Consider the following 18,168-nt stretch of genomic DNA (forward strand, 5'->3'; position numbering starts at 1 on the left):
TTTGTTAAAATGTGTATGTAATTTTACCTTTGAAATGTCTTAAAATCAGGGAGAATCTCCATGTCCAAACGCTCCATCTTAGCAATATATATCCTTTCCGGGATTCTTACATTAGTCGTGTTCGACTATTTTTTAACTACAAATATCCATAACAAAGAGGTCTTCATTCAACTTCAAAGAGCGGAAGGCTTTGTTTTCCTTTTATCAATAGGCTTGATCTTATATCTTTATTTAGCTAAAAGGGAAGAATTCAAACAATTAAAAGAAGCGGAACAACGTCGGCGTACTCTCATCAATTCAATGGTCGATTTCGTTAACTTCAAGGATGGTGACGGCCGATGGCTTGAATCCAATACCTTCGGGCTGCAATTATTTCAATTGGAGCATGTAGATTATAAGGGAAAAAGAGACAGTGAGCTCGCAAAATACTCCGAATTTTATAAAGAGTCGTTGATCTACTGTGAAGTTTCCGATGAAGAAACGTGGGTAAAAGGGGAAATCACAAGGTGTGAAGAAATCGTCCCTCTTCCTGATGGCAATCACAAGACCTTTGATACGATTAAAGTTCCCCTGTTCAATGAGGATGGTTCACGAAAAGGCTTAGTCGTCATTGGCAGGGATATTTCTGAAAGGGTTGTCGCGGAGAATCAATTATTCGATAGTGAACAACGCTATAAATCATTGTTTGAACACAACCCTTATCCGATGCTGATGCTTGATTTAAACGGAATGATCACGACCGTAAATCCAAGGTTTGAAACAGTAACAGGCTTTCAACAGAAAGAAATACATGGCGCTTCATTCATTAATTTCAACTTTTCAGCAGAAGACGTGGAATTGATCCGTACATCTTGCCAATATGTCATAGAAAACCAAAAGGGGATCAAAAAAGGGAAAGATATAGAATTCCTGACGAAGTACGGGAAGACCATCTTACTTTCTTGTACGTTTGTCCCGATGATGGTTGGCGAGGATTTGGTCGGAATCATAACTTATGCTAAAGAAGTCACTCAAATTCGAGAAACCGAAGCACGCTTAAGAAGAACCGAAAAATTGTCAATAGTCGGCGAACTTGCCGCAAGTGTAGCCCACGAGGTACGAAACCCGCTGACCTCTTTAAAAGGTTTCGTCCAACTGCTTAAAAAGAGCGACCATCCCTATGAACAATACTACACGATCATGTTAAGTGAATTGGACCGGATCAATCTTATTGTAAGCGAGTTACTCGTTCTAGCAAAACCACAGGAACTTCCATTCAGCAAACATCAAATCATCGACCTGATGAATGATGTCAAAACCTTGTTGAAACCAGAGGCGGACTCGTACCCCACCCAAATATCAATATCTGTTAAAAACGAAATACCGCTTCTATTATGTGAGGGAAACCAATTAAAACAAGTATTCATAAACATGCTTAAGAATTCAATGGAGGCATCCGCCGATCACATTTGGATTGATTTCGAACGCATGGACAATAACCTTTCCATCACCATCAAAGATAATGGAAGCGGAATAGAAAAAAACCGGATAAAGCATCTTGGAGAGCCTTTCTATTCTTCTAAAGAAAAAGGAACCGGATTAGGACTGACAGTCAGTTGCCGAATCATTGAGGCGCATCGGGGAAAGGTCCGCTTTAACAGCGAACTTAACCATGGAACCGAGGTCCAAATCATTTTGCCCATAAATATATAAATTCGAGGACAAGCCTAAACCTTGTCCTTTTTTTGCAGGATTCAGAACCATCCCTATTTAAACAGGGCGGTGAAGAAATCCTTTATATTTCCAAAGAATGACACGGTCTCATCAGGTTGTTTCCCGTTTAGTATCCTTTGCCCTCCCGATGTATCCCTCTCCGTCTTGCCTGCTGTACTCATTTGCGTTGCCTCAACTTCCGCCTCTTTTGTTTTGACATCATCCACGGTTTCTTCCTCATCCATTTCCACATCCATATCCTTTTCGAAAACAAGGACGTAAGTACGGCGCTCCCCATCCTTTGAAACGGTAACGGAAATGGCCGTCTTCGCTTTATCCTTGATTTTCACTTTATTACTGATCTCACCGTCATATTCAATCGTCGCTCCGCTGGCATTTGTCATTGCACTCATTTCGACTGAAGAAACATCATTATCGACCTCGATATGATAGGTATGCTCATTAGATTCGAAAGACTTGTTCCATACTCCGGATGATACAGTCAGATTGTTCAACACTGGTGCATTATTGCCTTCCTCGCCTAAAGAATCTGCTGACGCTACCTTCACTATAGAATCCGTTTTCGGATTTTGCGTTGAAATACTTTCAAGTTGCTCTGCTTTTGGCACTTGGCTGACACCACTGCTTGGTTTTAGATTATTGGAGGATTCAGCTGATGCTAAAGATGATTTATTCCCCTTATCGGATGAAGGTTGAGCTTTACTTGTTCCTGTTGAAGGCTCCTTTTGTACTTCATCCTCTTTAGGGGCATCTTTCGATTCGGTTTCCTTGGCAGCTGCCCGTGTAATCGTAAGCGTATATGTTTTTTCATCACCATTTTCTGCTGTAACGATAATCTTCACCGTTTTCTTACCGATTGGAAGGGTAACCTTTACACCGGCACTGGTTGCATCCTTTCCATTCACCTTTACAATTGCGGTACTGTCACTCAATGTCGGTGTTACCGTAACGGACTGGACTTCATTTTCAACAGAAGCATTATAAGCTGTCACTTTAGAATAGAATGTTAAGGAGCCTTTTGATAATCCAATTGATGTTAAAAGGTTATCATCACTTTCAAGTTTTTCGACCTTGAGAGAATAGGCAACCGTTTTATTTTCCCCATCGCTGACGGTGACTTCAAACGTATTCATGCCAGTTTGAAGAGTTAAGTCCTTCACTTTACCATCTGTCATTTTGTCACCATTCACGTATATGGCTGCAGTCTCGTTAGGACTTCCTGCAAGCAAGGTGATCTTTTCCACATCATTTCCCACTGCTGCACTATAGTCGTGTACATCTTCTGAAAATTCTTGATCCAGTGCTATACCATCTATTTCTAGCCTTGAAAGACTATTTACCGTTTGGGCCTCTTCCTGAATGAGAGAAGTGCCTTCCTCAGCCCCTACCACGGGCATATAAGTGGATGTTCCCATCCCCACAAGAGTACCAGCCAAGATTACCTTCACGCTTTTTTCTTTTAACCCCTTCTTCAGCAAAGCCTATCCCTCCTATAATTCCTTCAAACATGATAGGGCCAGGTTACCAAAGGAACCTTAATTATTTCTTAATGGAGTTTATACAACAGGAGGTTACCCAATGATTCTTTCGTCAAAAACTTAAGTGCAAAGGGAATTCCCAACCAATAATTATGGCTATAATGGGGGTAGGAAGGCAAATTCAACCTTATTGTTATCACTTTTCTAGCGAGCCTCTCAAACTGCCTTTAGATAACAAATTTATTTTCACTGTTTTTTCACATTTTCCTTTTATAATGAGCTTACATAATCTGATGAAAGGATGATGGCACACCAAGATGAAAAAATATTTATGGCTGGTAGTCAGCCTATTCAGTTTGCTTTTATGCCCGGCAATGGCTTTTGGTCATGCTACAGTAATAAGCTCAAATCCAAGCCCGAATGAATCGTTGGAAACTCTTCCTGAAAAGATCAGCATTCAATTCAGCGAGAATATACAACCAGCTTTCCATTCGCTTGAGGTATATAGCCAAGATGGTGACAAAATTCAAATTCAAGACAGTACAATCTCGGTACAAAGTGAAAAAGTTCTGGAAGCTAAGTGGAAGGGCACTATCAATGAAGGGATTTACTACATTAAATGGAGAGTGGTTTCGAGTGACGGCCATCCCATTGAAGGAACCATTCCCTTTCAATTCGGAGATTCAGCTGGCCTTTCAGACCAAGATAATTCCGAAGTGAATGCAAGTTTTCCGAATTCCATCAATGTTATCCTGCAAAGTCTTCAATACATATGCTTCGCTGCCCTAACCGGAATCCTTTTTTTTAGATTATCGTTAATGAAGGATTCTCGACTTTTTGAAGCCAGCAGAAGAACCCGTCTATACCTTTGGCTTTCATATGCAGGTTTAGCATTTTCCATCTTCTGCAGCCTGCCTTTAAAAGTTACGATTGATGCTGGCGTAGGTTGGACTGATGCATTTAAAGTGAGTTATATAAAAGAAGTATTGAATGCTACAAACTTTGGAACGGTCTGGATCATTGAAATTCTAATATTGCTCCTTCTATTTTTAGTAATTTATTTCATGCTTGAGAACTCCTTGAATAAATCACTACCTTTCATGTCTTTCATCATAATAGCCAGCTTGATGATTTGTAAGGCTTTCACTGGACATACAGCAGCCGTTACTAATCAGGCTCTAGCCGTTTTGATGGATTTCCTTCATTTATTGTCCATGGCTTTATGGCTCGGCGGCCTTATGGCCTTATTGGTGATTTTGCCTGGGCTTGCTGATCGGCAGGCAGTCCAAGAAGATAAGAAAACATTTTACTGGTCAATCATTCAAAGGTTTTCCAAATGGGCATTTCTGTTTGTAATCATACTGATTGTTAGCGGGATATATAGCAGTTTACAGCATGTACCGACTATCCATTCATTGTTTAACACAACATATGGCCAATTGTTACTAGCGAAAATCGGTCTCATGTTAATCATGATCGTTTTAGGAGGCTTTCATTTTCTCAGAGGGAAAAAGCAAACGAAAAAACTTGGTTATAGTGTGGGAATGGAGTTTGGTTTAGGAATCGTCATACTTCTCGTTGCAGCTCTATTGACAAATGTCCAAACTGCCATGTCTTCTCCCGGACCCATTGAAAAGACGTTACGGACTGAAGAAAATAATGAGGTTACATTAATGGTGACTCCCAATGAAGTAGGGGATAACCTGATTCAAGTAAACCTTTCCAATGAAGGCAAGCCAATTGCTGAAATAGAGCAGCTTACAATCACTATGCAGCCATTAGATTCACCACGCGGTGAAATAAAGCTGCAGATGAAGGAGAAAAACACAGGTGCATTTACATCAAAGTCTATATTAACCATGCCGGGAAAGTGGAATATCCATGTTCACGGGTTAACTGAAAGCCTGGATTCAATCAATGCTGATTTTATAATTTTCATAGGGATTTCATAACAGGAGGGATTTATACTAATGAAAAACATTTCAAAACTACTTATTTTTACATTTGCTGCATTATTCATTTTCTCCGGTTCAGCATATGCTCACGTTACAGTCAAGCCTAGTTCATCTGCACCTGAGGCGTGGGAAACTTATACACTCAAAGTACCTGTAGAAAAAGAAACTGCCACTACAAAGGTGACTTTAAAAGTACCTGAAGGGGTTACTTTTGAGAGCTATCAGCCTGTAACGGGATGGAAAGTAACAACGGAAGATGACAAAGATGTCCATGTAAAAACGGTAACTTGGGCAGCAACTGATGAAGGAATAGCTGCTGGGCAATTCCAGCAATTCTCTTTCGTGGCACAAAACCCTGAAGAAGAAACGAAAGTTGCCTGGGATGCATTTCAATATTACGAAGATGGTGAAATTGTTGAATGGAGCGGTGATGAAGGCTCAGACCTACCGCATTCTGTAACGGAAATTACGGTTGCGCCCAAGGCTGATGCAGAACCTGTGGACCATGGTCACAAAGATGAAGCTGACACTAAAGATTCCACGACAACTGACAATTCAAAGGATTCAGCAACAACAGATGGTGATAGCAATCAAACGCTGATCATCACTCTGGCTGTCATTTCACTAATTCTGTCCATTGTAGCGCTTTTTGCAGCTCTAAGGAAAACTAAAAAATAATCATTATGGAAGGTGCCCCAGAATTTCTTGAGGCACCTTTTTTCTCTTCTAATATTCCATGACCACCGATTTACTCGGTAACTGAAGGTTTTCTGATTCTATGGTAATCTTAATCGATTTTTCAGCTCTTTGTTCCGCTATCGTTAAGTTAAGCAGTCCATTTCCCTGTGCTTTTTTGCTTATTCCCAGGTCTTCCGTACTTTTCACCAGCTGTGCATATAATTCCGCTTCAGTTAAATTGCGGTCAAATTCCTTTTCTGCAATCACTTTCAAGAGAGCTGCTGCACCGCTTACATGAGGCGTAGCCATTGACGTTCCGCTCAACCTGGCATATTTATTTCCTGGATACGTAGAGAGAATATCAACCCCTGGCGCCACCAAGTCAATTTCACCATTTGTATTTGAAAAATCCGCTAAATTTCTGCTTAAATCCACAGCTCCGACTTCCACTACCTCAGGATATGCTCCTGGATAATCCAATTCATCCGTTTCATGACGCCCATCACCACTATTTCCAGCTGCGCAAACAACAAGGATATCGTTCTGAAGGGCCCTTTGAATGAGTTTGTGTTCAGCCTCATCCGGAGGTCCGCCAAGTGAAAGTGAAATAACCGAAACCTTCTCTTCATTAGGACCCCGCCAATTGATTGCATACTCTAGAGCTCCATTAATCCAATCTATATCGCCTTGTCCTTGACCGTTTAGGGCCTTTAACGCTAATATGCTTGCTTTCGGAGCCACTCCCACTAAAACCAGCATTATTAATGGCAGCCACAACCGTACCGCTAACATGTGTCCCATGCCCGTTATCATCTTGATAATCCCCGGTATTGGTAAAATCCTTCCCACCAATGATTCTTTCCTTGAGGTCTGGATGTCCCTTGTCAATGCCTGTATCGATGACGGCAACTACCACGCCCTCACCATAATTGCTTTTCTCCCAAATTGCCGGTGCTTTCACAAGTTCGATACCCTCAGGAATCTTCTCTTTCACCGTTTCCATTACTTCAAGAACTTTGTAAGGTATTAATCTTTTTTCTCTTGTCATTTGATTACCCCTTCCTTCGTTCAATAAGTTAAACTGCCATCAGTGTAGGGATTTCCATCCCGTCTGGTTGCCGTCTACCGTTGAAAGAGATGAGATCAAAAAACTCTTCTCTCTTATATATACCAGATTTATGAAAATAAAAAAGAAGTTTTCGGAAAATTCCGTCTAAATAACTACTTTTTATTTCTTTTTGTGTTATTATCTGGTACTCTTATTATAGAACAAACGTTCGTTTAATGCCACGTTTTTTTATTCATTACTCAATTTTTTTCCAACCAATTTTTCGCAAATAAAAAAGAAGCGACTCCGAATCGAGTCAGCTTCCAAGATGTTAAGCTGCGCCGCAGCATTTTTTGTATTTTTTCCCGCTTCCGCATGGACAAGGTTCATTTCTGCCAATGACCGGTTCTGTATGAACATGCGGCATTTTAGCTGCCTTTGCACTTTCCATTATAATTTGCGTGCCTTTTTCCTTCATTTGCTGATACCGCTGTTTAAATAACTCCATTACATCTTTACTGTACTTTAACGTATCTTCCGCGATATCCATCGCCTTTTGTTTGGAAATATTATAATCCTCAAGGACAAATTGATTATCCCTGAAAGAAACCCTCACTCCAAAATGCTGTCCTGCCTGTTTATTGCCCTTGCGCTCCTCAACGAATTCAAGGTATACTTCCTGGCAATCACAAGTCTGATGCATGCAATAATAATCATATATCCAATACGATTTATCTTCGTACTTACTCTTTAAAGCAATTCCATCATCAACGCCAAAAACATCCAAATATTTTATCGCTTTTCCATCGAGTATCTCAAATGGATCAATCGTTCTCATCTATAGACACATCCTAATTCATCAAAATTTATTCTTCCTATGTATTGTACAACCTTATTCATCAATCGTCACTTGAAACGAAGCCTGACGAAGCCAAATCCCTTACATTAAAAACCCAATTGAAGGCAATAAAAAAAAGCTGCAGCAGTGTGTATGCACTGATGCAGCTGCCCCTCAATCCTTCATCCGATCCATGTGGTCAATTCATCTATCGGTGTTTTCTTAGCAGGTTTCGGCTCCATGTCAGGATAACCCAAGTATATGAAAGCCAATACTTCTCCTTTAGAGGATAAATTGAAAAATTCACGGACCTTGTCATGATAAGTTATTTTCCCCGTTCTCCATACTGCTCCCAGACCTAGAGAATGTGCTGCAAGAAGCATGTTTTGAATGGCACTGTTCACTGCCGCATATTCTTCTGCCACGAGGACATTATTCTTATCACTTGGCTCTATGCCCACTGCGATGATGACTGGAGCCCTTAATGGATTCTTTTTTTGCCTTTCGAGCTTGCTGATTAAACTTTCAGGGGTATCATCAGCATTTTCAATTCTTGTGATTTCTTCGAATACCTGCCCAAGTTTATTTCTTCCTTCTCCTGTCAATACAAAAAAACGCCAAGGCTCCGTTCGATGGTGATTGGGTGCATACGTCCCGGCTTCAATGATTTGCTCGATCATTTCCTTAGGTACCGGATCCTGTTTGACGATTCCAATGCTTCTTCTCGTTTTTATAGCCTCGATAGTTTCCATGTTATCTCCCCTTATCCCTTTATCTCTAATAGTTTTTGCTTCAGTTCATTTTCCATTGACGCCAATTCCTGTTCGGCTTGACGCCGTTTATGCCTTCCTTCTTCTTGAATCCGCATGGTTTCCTCAAGCGTCGAAATCAAGTTAGCTTGAGTACTCTTTAATGTTTCGATATCGACAAGTCCGCGCTCATTTTCTTTAGCCGTTTCAATGGTATTCGTTTTCAGCATCTCGGAGTTCTTCAATAACAAGTCATTTGTAGTCTTGGAAACCTGTTTTTGCGCTTCTACAGCATGCCTTTGCCTGATTAAGGTCAACGCAATCGCAACCTGATTTTTCCAAAGGGGAATGGCTGTCATGATCGAAGATTGTATTTTCTCGACTAGTGCCTGGTTCGTGTTTTGGATCAGCCTGATTTGCGGTGCGCTTTGAATCGTGATTTCACGACTCAATTTCAAATCATGAAGCCTTTTATCCAACCGTTCGGCAAATTGCAGCATATCATTGACTTCTTGAAACTTCATTTGATCATTGCTTGATTCAGCGGACTTCCTTAGCTCCGGAATCGTTTTCTCATGGATTTCCTCGAGTTTAATTTCCCCAGCTGCAATATAGACATTCAATGCCTGGAAGTAATCCTTATTCGTTTCATATAGCTTTTCAAGAATTACGATATCCGATAACAGGATATTTTTGCTCCGATCGAGTTTTACACTGATTCGATCAATTTGGGCCCCAGTTTTTTGATATTTGGATAGCACCTCCTGGACAGATCCCGAGAGCTTCCCGAACATACGCGCAAAGAATGAGGGCTTATCCGGTTTTAGCTCATCCGGGCTCAGCTCGTTTAACTTTTTCATTAAATCACTGATAATGTTGCCCACTTCACCCACATCTTTTTTCTGGACATGCTCAAGCATGGAATTGGAAAAGGTCAGGAGCTTTGATTGGGCCGGTGTACCATAGGATATCATCGCCTGGTGATTCGTCGGGTCGATTTGTTCGGCAAGCTGATAAGCCTTTGCCCTGTTCTCTTCAGGAATGACATCAATCAGTTTAACCGGTTTCCCTTCCTGGGAAGATACTTTCTCAAGCTCCTGCACCCCATCAAATGGATTGGCTAAAAGGTCATCGATCAAACTGGCATCATTCGTTTTATTCAACAGGTTTGGATCATTGTTGTTCATTTTAACCTCCTGCTTTCATCAATTACTTGTGACTCTTTTCTAGTTTTAATGGATTGCTTAGCAACATCCAATTCAAAGTTAAGATTATCGATATCATCGGCAATCACTTTATATAAATCCTTTTCTATCGTATTAGTGAGTTCCTTTAAGGTTTTACGAGTCTCTGTTAAGGAAAGTTCGAGTTCCCTATTCTTTTTTGGCTGCTGTGCTAAAAAAACATATTTCTCCGCAAGCTCCATGGCGGAATCCAGATGCGAGTAATAAAATTGTTCCGCCTGGTAAAACCGCTTCGGTTCTTTTTTTGTCAGACTATATATTTTCCTGGTCATTTTAATCATATCTTTCCTCTGTTTAAAAGAAGAGATATGCCTGACCGAGATTAGTGCTTTTTGCACCCGCCATATCTTCGGTTTTGCTTCAATTAAATTTTTCTTTATATATTGATATTCTTTTCTCGTCAATTCATGTTTTTTGAGGTATCGCGAGGAAAAATATACGGAACTTAGCCAGTATACAAGCACCCCTCCTGCTAAAGATATGACAACGGACAGGGCAAACGGTTGATTCAATGCAAAATAGCTAATCATCCACACCGGCAAAACTATTGGAAATGCAATTAATATCGGAACAAAATCAGCAAGAAATCGATTCATAATCATTACACTCCTGACTTACACTCTTTTCTTTATATACGGATTATCCTTGGTATTGGTTTCAAGATGGCTAAAAGAATTTCTCCTATCCTAAACGATATAGGAACCGGTTGGTTTCTGCAAATTTATTGAAATTTTTTCTGTAAATTACCTCTTCTTTCCACTCATATGGGCTAACGCCTAGTCACTTCACCGGAACTTACATAAGTTATAACGTATCCATCCCGATTTTAAAAAGGAGAGTTGACTATGAATTCATACGGATTTTATCCTTTTCCACAACAAAATGGAAATCATCAGTACTATCAGTCCAATTTTAACCCATATTTCCAACAGCCTGAACGATTTGATTATATGCCACAGCAAGATTGGAACCTTCAGCAGGTACAAGAGAATCCATATAGCCAGGTGCCCGACCCATTCGATGTAGAAAGGCAGCCTCAACAACTTGAAAGAAGAGTCCGGGAACTTGAGCGTCAAAACGAGCGTCAAACGAGGGAACTCAATCGTCAGAACCAAGAAATCACGCGGATAAATCGTGAAGTGAACCGCATTAACCAGGAAATCTCCAGGCTAAGTCAAGTGGACCAGCGACATACGAATAGGTTAAACAGGCTGAATCAAAGACTTCGGGCCGTGGAAAGAAACCTAAACATCCCCTTCACCGCAACAGATGATGGTTTTTAATAAAGAAATAGCAGGAGCTCATTATGGGCTCCCGCCTTTTTTATTTTCCCGATGCTTTTTTTGAAGGCACTGGTAGTCAGTACATGAGAATTAATCAAACGATTGATTAATTCTTTAAAGGTCCACTAAACCCTTGTCCGCGTTACTTAAACTGATTAATCCATTTTGAGGAACGCCGATTCGGGTTACAGGGCTTTACGATTTCACTACTATCATGTGTATTTTTCGCTACATTGAATGTTAACCCTGACATCTTCTTTAAAAAAGTAGTTACCAATTACTGATGCGCCCAATAATAAGAAAAATTGGAGTTGCCAAATTTCCGCTGCTGTTTTCCATTTTCAGTAGTACCATTAAATAAAAAGCAACACATCCCCGCCTACAACTTAACAACCGAATCTTCATCTTCTAAATCATAGTAACCATCATAGCTATCGAACTGATATACATCTTCTGGAACAAGTCCGTATTTAACGCCCAGCTCCATCAAATTCATTCCCATTTCTCCCTGAATGCGATACATTTCACCTTCAGGAATGTTCACTAAGTTTAGGCCCGCACCTGAATCAAGTTTCAAATCCGGCATCTCAAGTTTGTCTTTTAGTTTCGTTTTCGTGCCCAGCTTGAACGGGACCGTATCAGAGCCCAATTCATCTGCTAAACCAAGCTTTAATTCGAATTTCGCGTTGGAATAGTCTTTCTTTAAGTTAAGTTCACTCGTTTGTTTAATGGTTCCGTTAAAAGCGGATGGCATATCAGTGAAATCGCCAACAACGAAGTTAAGATTGAAATCTCTTCTGATTTTTTGCTTACCTCCCTTTTCTCCGTCAATATCACTCTTCATCGAAAAATTGATTTCCTCAGACTCCCCATACTCTTCAATTTTGAAGAAGGCATTAAGATTCTCTTTCCGATTATCTTCCTTAACGACCACATCATTTGTAACCTGGAACAAAAGCTTTGATTCCTCATCATCTTCAGGAGAAAGTGCCACGCTAAATTCTTCGAATAATTGATCATTGCCATATGAAACGTTTTTGCTCCTCAATTCCATGTTGAGTTGATTCGTACTGCCTCCATAAGCCGTTGTTACTTTACGATCGATTATTTGCTCATCCTTATCAATTAGCAATGTAGAAGAAAATCCTTTAGAAAAATGGATACCTTTCATTTCTTTCTTTGCATCATTTAGACCGTCCACCAATTGCCGTTTCAATCCGTTTGCATCAGGACTTCCTACTTTTTTTGTCAGTGCACCGGCCTTTGACACTTTTTGTGCCCTGGTGACTATCATGCTATGAAGCTTTTCATCTTTAATCAAATGGTCCATGAAATCATTTACTAGGTTTTTAGTTTCCGAAGAAGAAAGTTTAAGCGTCACTTCCCTGACCTTGATCGTTTCGCCTTCATGTTCATACTCCACGCCCTTTTTCATCGTAAAGTTTTTATCTTCTAAATTTCCCAACAGAAATGCCCCATATCGTTTTTGGATGTATTCCTGTTCTTTCTCCGTTAAATTCAAGTCTTGCCATTCAAGATCGGGTGCTTCCAAGGTTTCAGGGCCAGAATATGATGGATCGATCATTTGCATGAACTCACCATATTCATCAAAATTCACATAAAAGAATTTTTCATATAAAAACGGTACTTTCAAACCTAGTCGATCTTTGGTTTGGAACATTTCTACATCCATTGCCTTTTCCTTCTCGACATTCAGGGCTAAATTATTATAACTTTGATTGCTTATTGGTCCTGTTCAGTTTTAGCAGTAAGAGTTGCCTTGTTCAATAATTCTTGAAACATTTCTAAATTTGGATCATTCGATAATGAATCCTCTTCGATATTGCCGCTTAGAGTCATCTCCGAACTTGAAGGTTTCTTCATTATTTTCTCTTGGAATTCCATCTTATCGCTATACTTATCAACCCATCCTTGTTTGTATTTCTGGTATGTTTTATATTCGGAAAGAAGATAGAGCTCTTTCGGGGATTTATGAAGAATAATGGCAGCGGCTGCACTAAAAATCATGATAATGCCAATATTGCAGTAATGATTAATGTTCTTTTCTTATGCCTTTTGGTAGAAGTCTCCTCTACTTGTTCTTGTCTCATCTCGGATGCAGCTTCCTTTTCCACTATTTGTTTTTCACCAACAATAGGGGAGCCACATGATGGGCAAATTCGAGAGTCATATCGTCCACAGGATTGTCGCATGATTTACGATGTCTCATTTTTTATGCCTCTCTCCCTTTAGTTCCTCCTTAGCCTATAAGCCTATAAATTTAGTTTTTTCTCACTTCCATTCCATTCATCGTTATTTATATAGATAGCACAAAGCGTAAGTTTCCTTTCGCCACTTATATAAATATGTGCATAATTCATGAGATAGTATCACAAAAATCCCTTAAGTCGTTTAAAGGAGATATTCCATAATGGAAAAAACAAAAAAAGAACGGGGGTCATGCTTGCACTCCCGTTCTTTCTCATTCACAAAATTATTTGTTTCAACTTTTCGTTTCTTGATTCCTGTTCCTCCTGAGTAGACAAGTCATACTTCTTCAATAGATGAAAAAGTTCATTCAATGTTTCCTTCGAATTCCCTTTTTCAAGATAGTGATCCAATGTTTGACTCAATTCAGTTGGTAAAAATGCCTTTTGACTCTCAAATTTCAGCCTGACATCATTCTGCGAATGATTAAGATTGCATGTACCCATATAAAATTCACCTCTCACTTGATTCTACCATGAGTATTATGGACATTACCTTGTCAATTCTTCTTCCTGCTTATAGTAGTCCTCTACCTTGATGAACTCCGGCGAGGTATGTGTGGCCATGATGCCATGATAACTGATATCCAACCCGAGTTCTTCTTCTTCTTCAGTGGATCTTATAGGCAGCCAAACATTTATAACTTTAAAAACGAGCCATGTCAATGAAAAGCCCCAGATACATAACACCACTAATCCTAATGTTTGAACTCCGAGCAAATGCCATCCCCCACCTGCAAACAATCCGTTTTCAGTGGAGAAAAGCCCGACCGCTATCGTACCCCACATTCCTGATGCCGCATGAACAGGAAAGGCGCCAACCGGATCATCGATTTTTTTGGCTTCCAACCAATTTGTCGCAGCTAACATAAGCATTCCAGAAACCGCTCCAATCAGTAACGCCGCCAGATCACTAACGAATGCACAGCCTGCTGTAATCCCGACAAGACCTGCAAGTGAGCCATTGATGACGGAAGGTGCATCCGAACGACCATACCTAAAAAGTGTATAAAGCAAGGTCGCTGCCCCCCCTGATGCAGCTGAGAGCATCGTGACAATGGCAATATGGCCAATGCGTCCATCTGTAGCTTGCAAGGTGCTTCCGGCATTAAACCCAAACCAGCCAAACCATAAAAGGAATGCCCCAACAGATGCCAATGGGAGATTACTCGGCAGGGAAATGGAACTAGTCCCCCGTGAAGTGAATTTACCTGCTCTCGGCCCAATTACAATGGCAGCAGCAAGTGCAGAAAAACCGCCTAGTGCATGAATGACCGCAGACCCTGCGAAGTCCTGCATGCCCAACCCGCTTAACCAGCCACCTCCCCATACCCAGTGACCGGCAATCGGATAGATGAATGCCGTCATCATTACGACAAAAATAAGGTACGCTCGAAAATTTATCCTTTCCGCAACTGCTCCGGATACGATGGAAATAACGGCGATGACGAATGCCCCTTGAAATAACCAAAATGCATCCATGGAAATCGTAAGGTCGATGTGCGACAAATCACCTTTCAGCAGAAAGCCGCTTGCTCCAATGGTTCCAAAAGCATCCGTTCCATACATTAAGCCAAAACCAACGATGAAATAGCAAAGCGTTCCGATCGTAATATCAGCAAAAACCTTCATGATGATGTTCACATTATTCTTCGTACGGACGAACCCTGCCTCCAATAAGGCAAACCCGCCCTCCATTAAGAGAATCATGGCTGCTGTCAGAACCACCCAAACCGTATCCAAGCCAGCGTTTAATGTTTCTAGAGTCATCTTGGTGTTCCCTCCGCTTTCTGCCAGGCCATTATTTCTTTAATGATGTCTGATGGCAAATTCATTTCCCGTTTTTCCGGTTCAGCTTCAAGTAAACCGATCACCTCATTTAAAAAAGCGACCTTCTGTTTTATTTTCTCGATTTGTTTATATCTATCTTTAACATTCACCAAATGCTCAACTGCCTGGTGATGACTTGGAGCACGCCCTGTAAAAAAACGTTTAAATGGTGATAGGGATTGATACCAAGCTTCCTCGGCTCTTCGTTTTTGCTCATATTTATGAATTTTACCTTTGATCGATTCAATTTCCGACTCTTGTTTGCTTTTATGGAATAGCAGTCCTTTTATCACTTCTTCAGATGAAATTTCAAAAACAACTCTACTATATAAATCATCCCTAATATAAATGTCATATCACCTCACGTAATCACGTTATGTTTTCTATAATTATATTTATAATTCTGAATTCAGTCAATAATTAAACAATAAAAAACGATTTGTACTACGAATAAATCCGATTTTAAGAACGCTTCTGCCTGTTCACTTTCCATTAATCAAACGTTTGATTAATGGAATGAGCTAGTCACTTGAATCAATTCCTAGAGAAATTTGGAAGGTATAGATAATCATTTTTTCCTTACTCTAATAAGGCAGTTACAAACTAAGGAGGTTCAAACATGACAGTAATAAGCGATGTCAAAACAACTATAGCAGGGCTAAAAAGCGCTCAAGCGAGCTTTGAAACCTTCGCTCTTTCCACAGATAATGAGCAAGCCAAACAACTATACCAACAAGCTGCCCAACAAACACAAACGATTGTGGACAGCATCACTCCTCGCATTGAAGAGATTCAAAACGAGGAACCTCAATATAAACAATAATCATTCATATAAAAAAGGTTGGTTAAAGCAACCAGCCTTTTTTATATCTTTCAATCCAGAATGAAATTTTCATTCCTTTTTCTATACCAATCGTTTTATGTAAGACAGGATTTTTGAGCAAATCCCAAGTCAGACGGCTATTATAAGGGACGAGGCTTGAATATACCAATGGGTTACATATCAGCAATCCAATTGACCGAACTGCGGGCAATCAAGCCTAAAGCTAATGGAAAAGCACGAAGTCGCGGATGTAAAAGCTATGAATTGCATACGCTTAAAAATCATGGTAAACAGGTCGTTTTTAGAATTTGATTGACAGGAACTTTAGAAAGACCTTAATAAAAGGATTTCAAAAGGATAATGCCTTATTGAATGAATGGAAGAAGTGATGCGAGGATGTTAAATGATAAAAAGAAAAAGCTGACTCCTATCCAACAGAAACATCAGCAAGTTCAAACTCAATTGGAAATTAAAAGGTCAGTAATGACCGGCGGTATAATTTATATGATCGGACAAACGATTCCGAATTTTCATTTCCTTTACCATGACTTCACGGACCAGACAGCTGGAAACCCCATGGCAGGAATATTAATATTCATTGCTATTTTCCTCACCGGATTTGGGGTGTATGACCGAATTGGCCGCTTTGTTCCGCTTACAGGTTTCGGTAATGCCGCTATATCCGCAGCCATAGAATACCGGGCAGAAGATTTCGTTTTAGGAAATGGCTGCAATATATTCAAATTGGCTGAATCATTTATATTATTCCTTGGTTTTATCACAGCACTGGTAATGACTATACTCATACAATGGGGGGGTTTATAATGCTTACGGGGCATCGCACATGGGTGTTTGATCAAAAGCCTGTCATCGTCTCCACAGGAACCGTTGGCGGTCCATTTGAAGCAGACGGTTTGCTTGCGGATGATTTCGATCTTCTCCATTCCGATTTATGGATAAATCAAGATACTTATGAAAAGGCACATAAAGTCTTATTGGAAGAAGCGAGTACAAAAGCAATCGAAAAGGCGGGTCTTCAAAAGGAACAGATTCAATTTTTCCTTGGAGGCGACCTTATCAACCAAATAACCCCTACGAGTTTTGCCTGCCGAACACTAGGAACACCTTATCTCGGCTTATTTGGTGCCTGCTCCACCTCCATGGAGGGACTGGCTCTTGGTGCATACCTTGTCAATACAAAAGGGGCAGAGTACTTATTGACAGGAGCATCAAGTCATAACGCCGCAGTAGAAAAGCAATTTCGCTACCCAACTGAATACGGAGGGCAAAAACCTCCAACAGCCCAATGGACCGTTACGGGGGCCGGCGTAGCTTTATTAAGCAGTGCAGGGGAAGGCCCAAGGGTCACATCAGCTACGATAGGCCGTGTCATTGACATGGGATTGACTGATCCTTTCAATATGGGAGGTGCAATGGCCCCGGCCGCTGTGGATACGATTGAAGCCCATTTAAGAGAACGGAATCTCGACCCATCCTATTATGATTTAATAGTGACCGGGGATTTAGGAAAAATTGGACATGAGGTTTCATTGGAATTATTTAAAAAACATAATACTCCGATTAAAGAAGAGCAATATAAAGATTGCGGTTTAATGATATACAGGGAAGGTCAACCGGTCCTATCCGGGGCAAGTGGCCCTGGATGTTCCGCAACCGTTGTTTATGGTCATTTGTTAAATCGCATGAAAAAGGGAGAGATTAAACGATTGCTCGTCGTGGCTACCGGTGCCTTGTTATCTCCCCTATCCTTTCAACAAAGTGAGACGATTCCATGCATTGCCCATGCCGTATCGATCGAATATGGCGGTGAACCACAAACATGATTTACTTGTGGAATCTGACAGATGTTTGATGTATTCAAACACACGCCTGCTCATAAAGGATGAACATTCGTGGTTGCTGAGATTGTTTCCGTAGCCTTCGCGGATACGGAAAAGCATGCTGGCATGTTTGAAGTAAACTGTGCCGGAATAAACAGCCACGGAGTGTTTCGAGCGATTATTTTTAGACCTAAGGATGAGGAGGATGCTGTATGACGATAGCTTCTAATGTAAAACAATGTGTCTCTAGCCTAAAAGGAGTTGAAGCAGGCTTATCCAGCTTAGCACTCCGGACTCAAGATGAAGAATCTCAACGCATCTTGCATGAAACGATGCTGGTGGTGAATGAAGTTATGAAGGATGTACTGAATCGCGTGGGCGAGTTAGAACGGGAAGAACCACAATATAAAGGTTTTTAAAA

Annotated in this window: 18 protein-coding genes and 2 pseudogenes; 9 read left to right on the forward strand and 11 right to left on the reverse strand. The window is 40.5% G+C overall.

Features of this window, described 5'->3' with window-relative positions:
* Positions 1-60 precede the first annotated feature (60 nt).
* Positions 61-1,692 carry a PAS domain-containing sensor histidine kinase gene (locus QFZ73_RS08830; protein ID WP_307265395.1) on the forward strand — a complete coding sequence of 544 codons (1,632 nt, stop codon included), beginning with the start codon at positions 61-63 and terminating at the stop codon, positions 1,690-1,692.
* Positions 1,693-1,745: 53 nt separating this feature from the next.
* On the opposite strand, the gene QFZ73_RS08835 is transcribed toward QFZ73_RS08830, so the two are convergent.
* Positions 1,746-3,191, reverse strand: coding sequence for a cadherin-like beta sandwich domain-containing protein (locus QFZ73_RS08835; RefSeq protein ID WP_307265397.1), 1,446 nt, complete (start codon positions 3,189-3,191; stop codon positions 1,746-1,748).
* A gap of 317 nt (positions 3,192-3,508) precedes the next feature.
* Between QFZ73_RS08835 and QFZ73_RS08840 the strand changes: the two genes are divergently transcribed.
* Positions 3,509-5,143, forward strand: coding sequence for a copper resistance CopC/CopD family protein (locus tag QFZ73_RS08840; RefSeq protein ID WP_307265401.1), 1,635 nt, complete (start codon positions 3,509-3,511; stop codon positions 5,141-5,143).
* 18 nt (positions 5,144-5,161) lie between these two features.
* Positions 5,162-5,824 carry a YcnI family copper-binding membrane protein gene (locus tag QFZ73_RS08845; protein ID WP_307265403.1) on the forward strand — a complete coding sequence of 221 codons (663 nt, stop codon included), beginning with the start codon at positions 5,162-5,164 and terminating at the stop codon, positions 5,822-5,824.
* Between the two features lie 48 nt (positions 5,825-5,872).
* On the opposite strand, the pseudogene QFZ73_RS08850 reads toward QFZ73_RS08845, so the two are convergent.
* The 5 genes and pseudogenes from QFZ73_RS08850 to QFZ73_RS08870 form a co-directional block, all read right to left on the reverse strand.
* Positions 5,873-6,872, reverse strand: a pseudogene (locus tag QFZ73_RS08850) (S8 family peptidase).
* A gap of 331 nt (positions 6,873-7,203) precedes the next feature.
* Positions 7,204-7,281: pseudogene (locus tag QFZ73_RS28900) on the reverse strand (SEC-C metal-binding domain-containing protein); the annotation flags it as partial.
* Positions 7,282-7,892: 611 nt separating this feature from the next.
* Positions 7,893-8,462, reverse strand: coding sequence for a nitroreductase family protein (locus QFZ73_RS08860; RefSeq protein WP_048686185.1), 570 nt, complete (start codon positions 8,460-8,462; stop codon positions 7,893-7,895).
* Between the two features lie 11 nt (positions 8,463-8,473).
* Positions 8,474-9,646 carry a toxic anion resistance protein gene (locus tag QFZ73_RS08865; protein WP_251432162.1) on the reverse strand — a complete coding sequence of 391 codons (1,173 nt, stop codon included), beginning with the start codon at positions 9,644-9,646 and terminating at the stop codon, positions 8,474-8,476.
* Positions 9,643-10,299, reverse strand: a complete 657-nt coding sequence (locus QFZ73_RS08870) for a 5-bromo-4-chloroindolyl phosphate hydrolysis family protein (protein WP_251432165.1) — start codon at positions 10,297-10,299, stop codon at positions 9,643-9,645. Before QFZ73_RS08870 ends, QFZ73_RS08865 begins: the two co-directional genes overlap by 4 nt.
* A 354-nt stretch (positions 10,300-10,653) precedes the next feature.
* Between QFZ73_RS08870 and QFZ73_RS08875 the strand changes: the two genes are divergently transcribed.
* The gene (locus tag QFZ73_RS08875; protein ID WP_251432262.1) at positions 10,654-10,986 is read left to right on the forward strand and encodes a hypothetical protein; all 333 of its coding nucleotides are present in this window, start codon (positions 10,654-10,656) and stop codon (positions 10,984-10,986) included.
* Positions 10,987-11,365: 379 nt separating this feature from the next.
* Here QFZ73_RS08875 and QFZ73_RS08880 read toward each other — a convergent pair whose 3' ends face one another.
* The 5 genes from QFZ73_RS08880 to QFZ73_RS08900 form a co-directional block, all read right to left on the reverse strand.
* The gene (locus QFZ73_RS08880) at positions 11,366-12,679 is read right to left on the reverse strand and encodes a hypothetical protein (protein ID WP_373458923.1); all 1,314 of its coding nucleotides are present in this window, start codon (positions 12,677-12,679) and stop codon (positions 11,366-11,368) included.
* Positions 12,680-12,729: 50 nt separating this feature from the next.
* On the reverse strand, positions 12,730-13,014 hold the full coding sequence (locus QFZ73_RS08885) for a hypothetical protein (protein WP_307265414.1): 285 nt from the start codon (positions 13,012-13,014) through the stop codon (positions 12,730-12,732).
* Positions 13,015-13,472: 458 nt separating this feature from the next.
* The gene (locus QFZ73_RS08890) at positions 13,473-13,700 is read right to left on the reverse strand and encodes a hypothetical protein (RefSeq protein WP_307265417.1); all 228 of its coding nucleotides are present in this window, start codon (positions 13,698-13,700) and stop codon (positions 13,473-13,475) included.
* A gap of 45 nt (positions 13,701-13,745) precedes the next feature.
* On the reverse strand, positions 13,746-15,023 hold the full coding sequence (locus QFZ73_RS08895; RefSeq protein WP_307265421.1) for an ammonium transporter: 1,278 nt from the start codon (positions 15,021-15,023) through the stop codon (positions 13,746-13,748).
* Positions 15,020-15,376 (reverse strand): hypothetical protein, encoded by a 357-nt coding sequence (locus tag QFZ73_RS08900; protein WP_230160220.1) that lies wholly within the window; start codon positions 15,374-15,376, stop codon positions 15,020-15,022. Before QFZ73_RS08900 ends, QFZ73_RS08895 begins: the two co-directional genes overlap by 4 nt.
* Before the next feature lie 326 nt (positions 15,377-15,702).
* On the opposite strand from QFZ73_RS08900, the gene QFZ73_RS08905 reads away from it, so the two are divergent.
* From QFZ73_RS08905 to QFZ73_RS08925, 5 genes are all read left to right on the forward strand, one after another.
* A complete protein-coding gene (locus tag QFZ73_RS08905; RefSeq protein ID WP_141992742.1) occupies positions 15,703-15,906 on the forward strand; it encodes a DUF1657 domain-containing protein in 204 nt (67 codons plus the stop codon).
* Between the two features lie 396 nt (positions 15,907-16,302).
* A complete protein-coding gene (locus QFZ73_RS08910; RefSeq protein WP_307265428.1) occupies positions 16,303-16,731 on the forward strand; it encodes a SpoVA/SpoVAEb family sporulation membrane protein in 429 nt (142 codons plus the stop codon).
* The gene (gene spoVAD, locus QFZ73_RS08915; RefSeq protein WP_307265432.1) at positions 16,731-17,750 is read left to right on the forward strand and encodes a stage V sporulation protein AD; all 1,020 of its coding nucleotides are present in this window, start codon (positions 16,731-16,733) and stop codon (positions 17,748-17,750) included. The genes QFZ73_RS08910 and spoVAD overlap by 1 nt, the downstream gene beginning before the upstream one ends.
* A gap of 69 nt (positions 17,751-17,819) precedes the next feature.
* Positions 17,820-17,963 carry a hypothetical protein gene (locus tag QFZ73_RS08920; protein WP_307265435.1) on the forward strand — a complete coding sequence of 48 codons (144 nt, stop codon included), beginning with the start codon at positions 17,820-17,822 and terminating at the stop codon, positions 17,961-17,963.
* The gene (locus tag QFZ73_RS08925) at positions 17,960-18,166 is read left to right on the forward strand and encodes a DUF1657 domain-containing protein (RefSeq protein WP_251432183.1); all 207 of its coding nucleotides are present in this window, start codon (positions 17,960-17,962) and stop codon (positions 18,164-18,166) included. Before QFZ73_RS08920 ends, QFZ73_RS08925 begins: the two co-directional genes overlap by 4 nt.
* Positions 18,167-18,168 lie beyond the last annotated feature (2 nt).

Origin of the sequence: Peribacillus sp. V2I11, from assembly GCF_030817135.1 — a bacterium.
GTDB lineage: Bacteria > Bacillota > Bacilli > Bacillales > DSM-1321 > Peribacillus > Peribacillus simplex.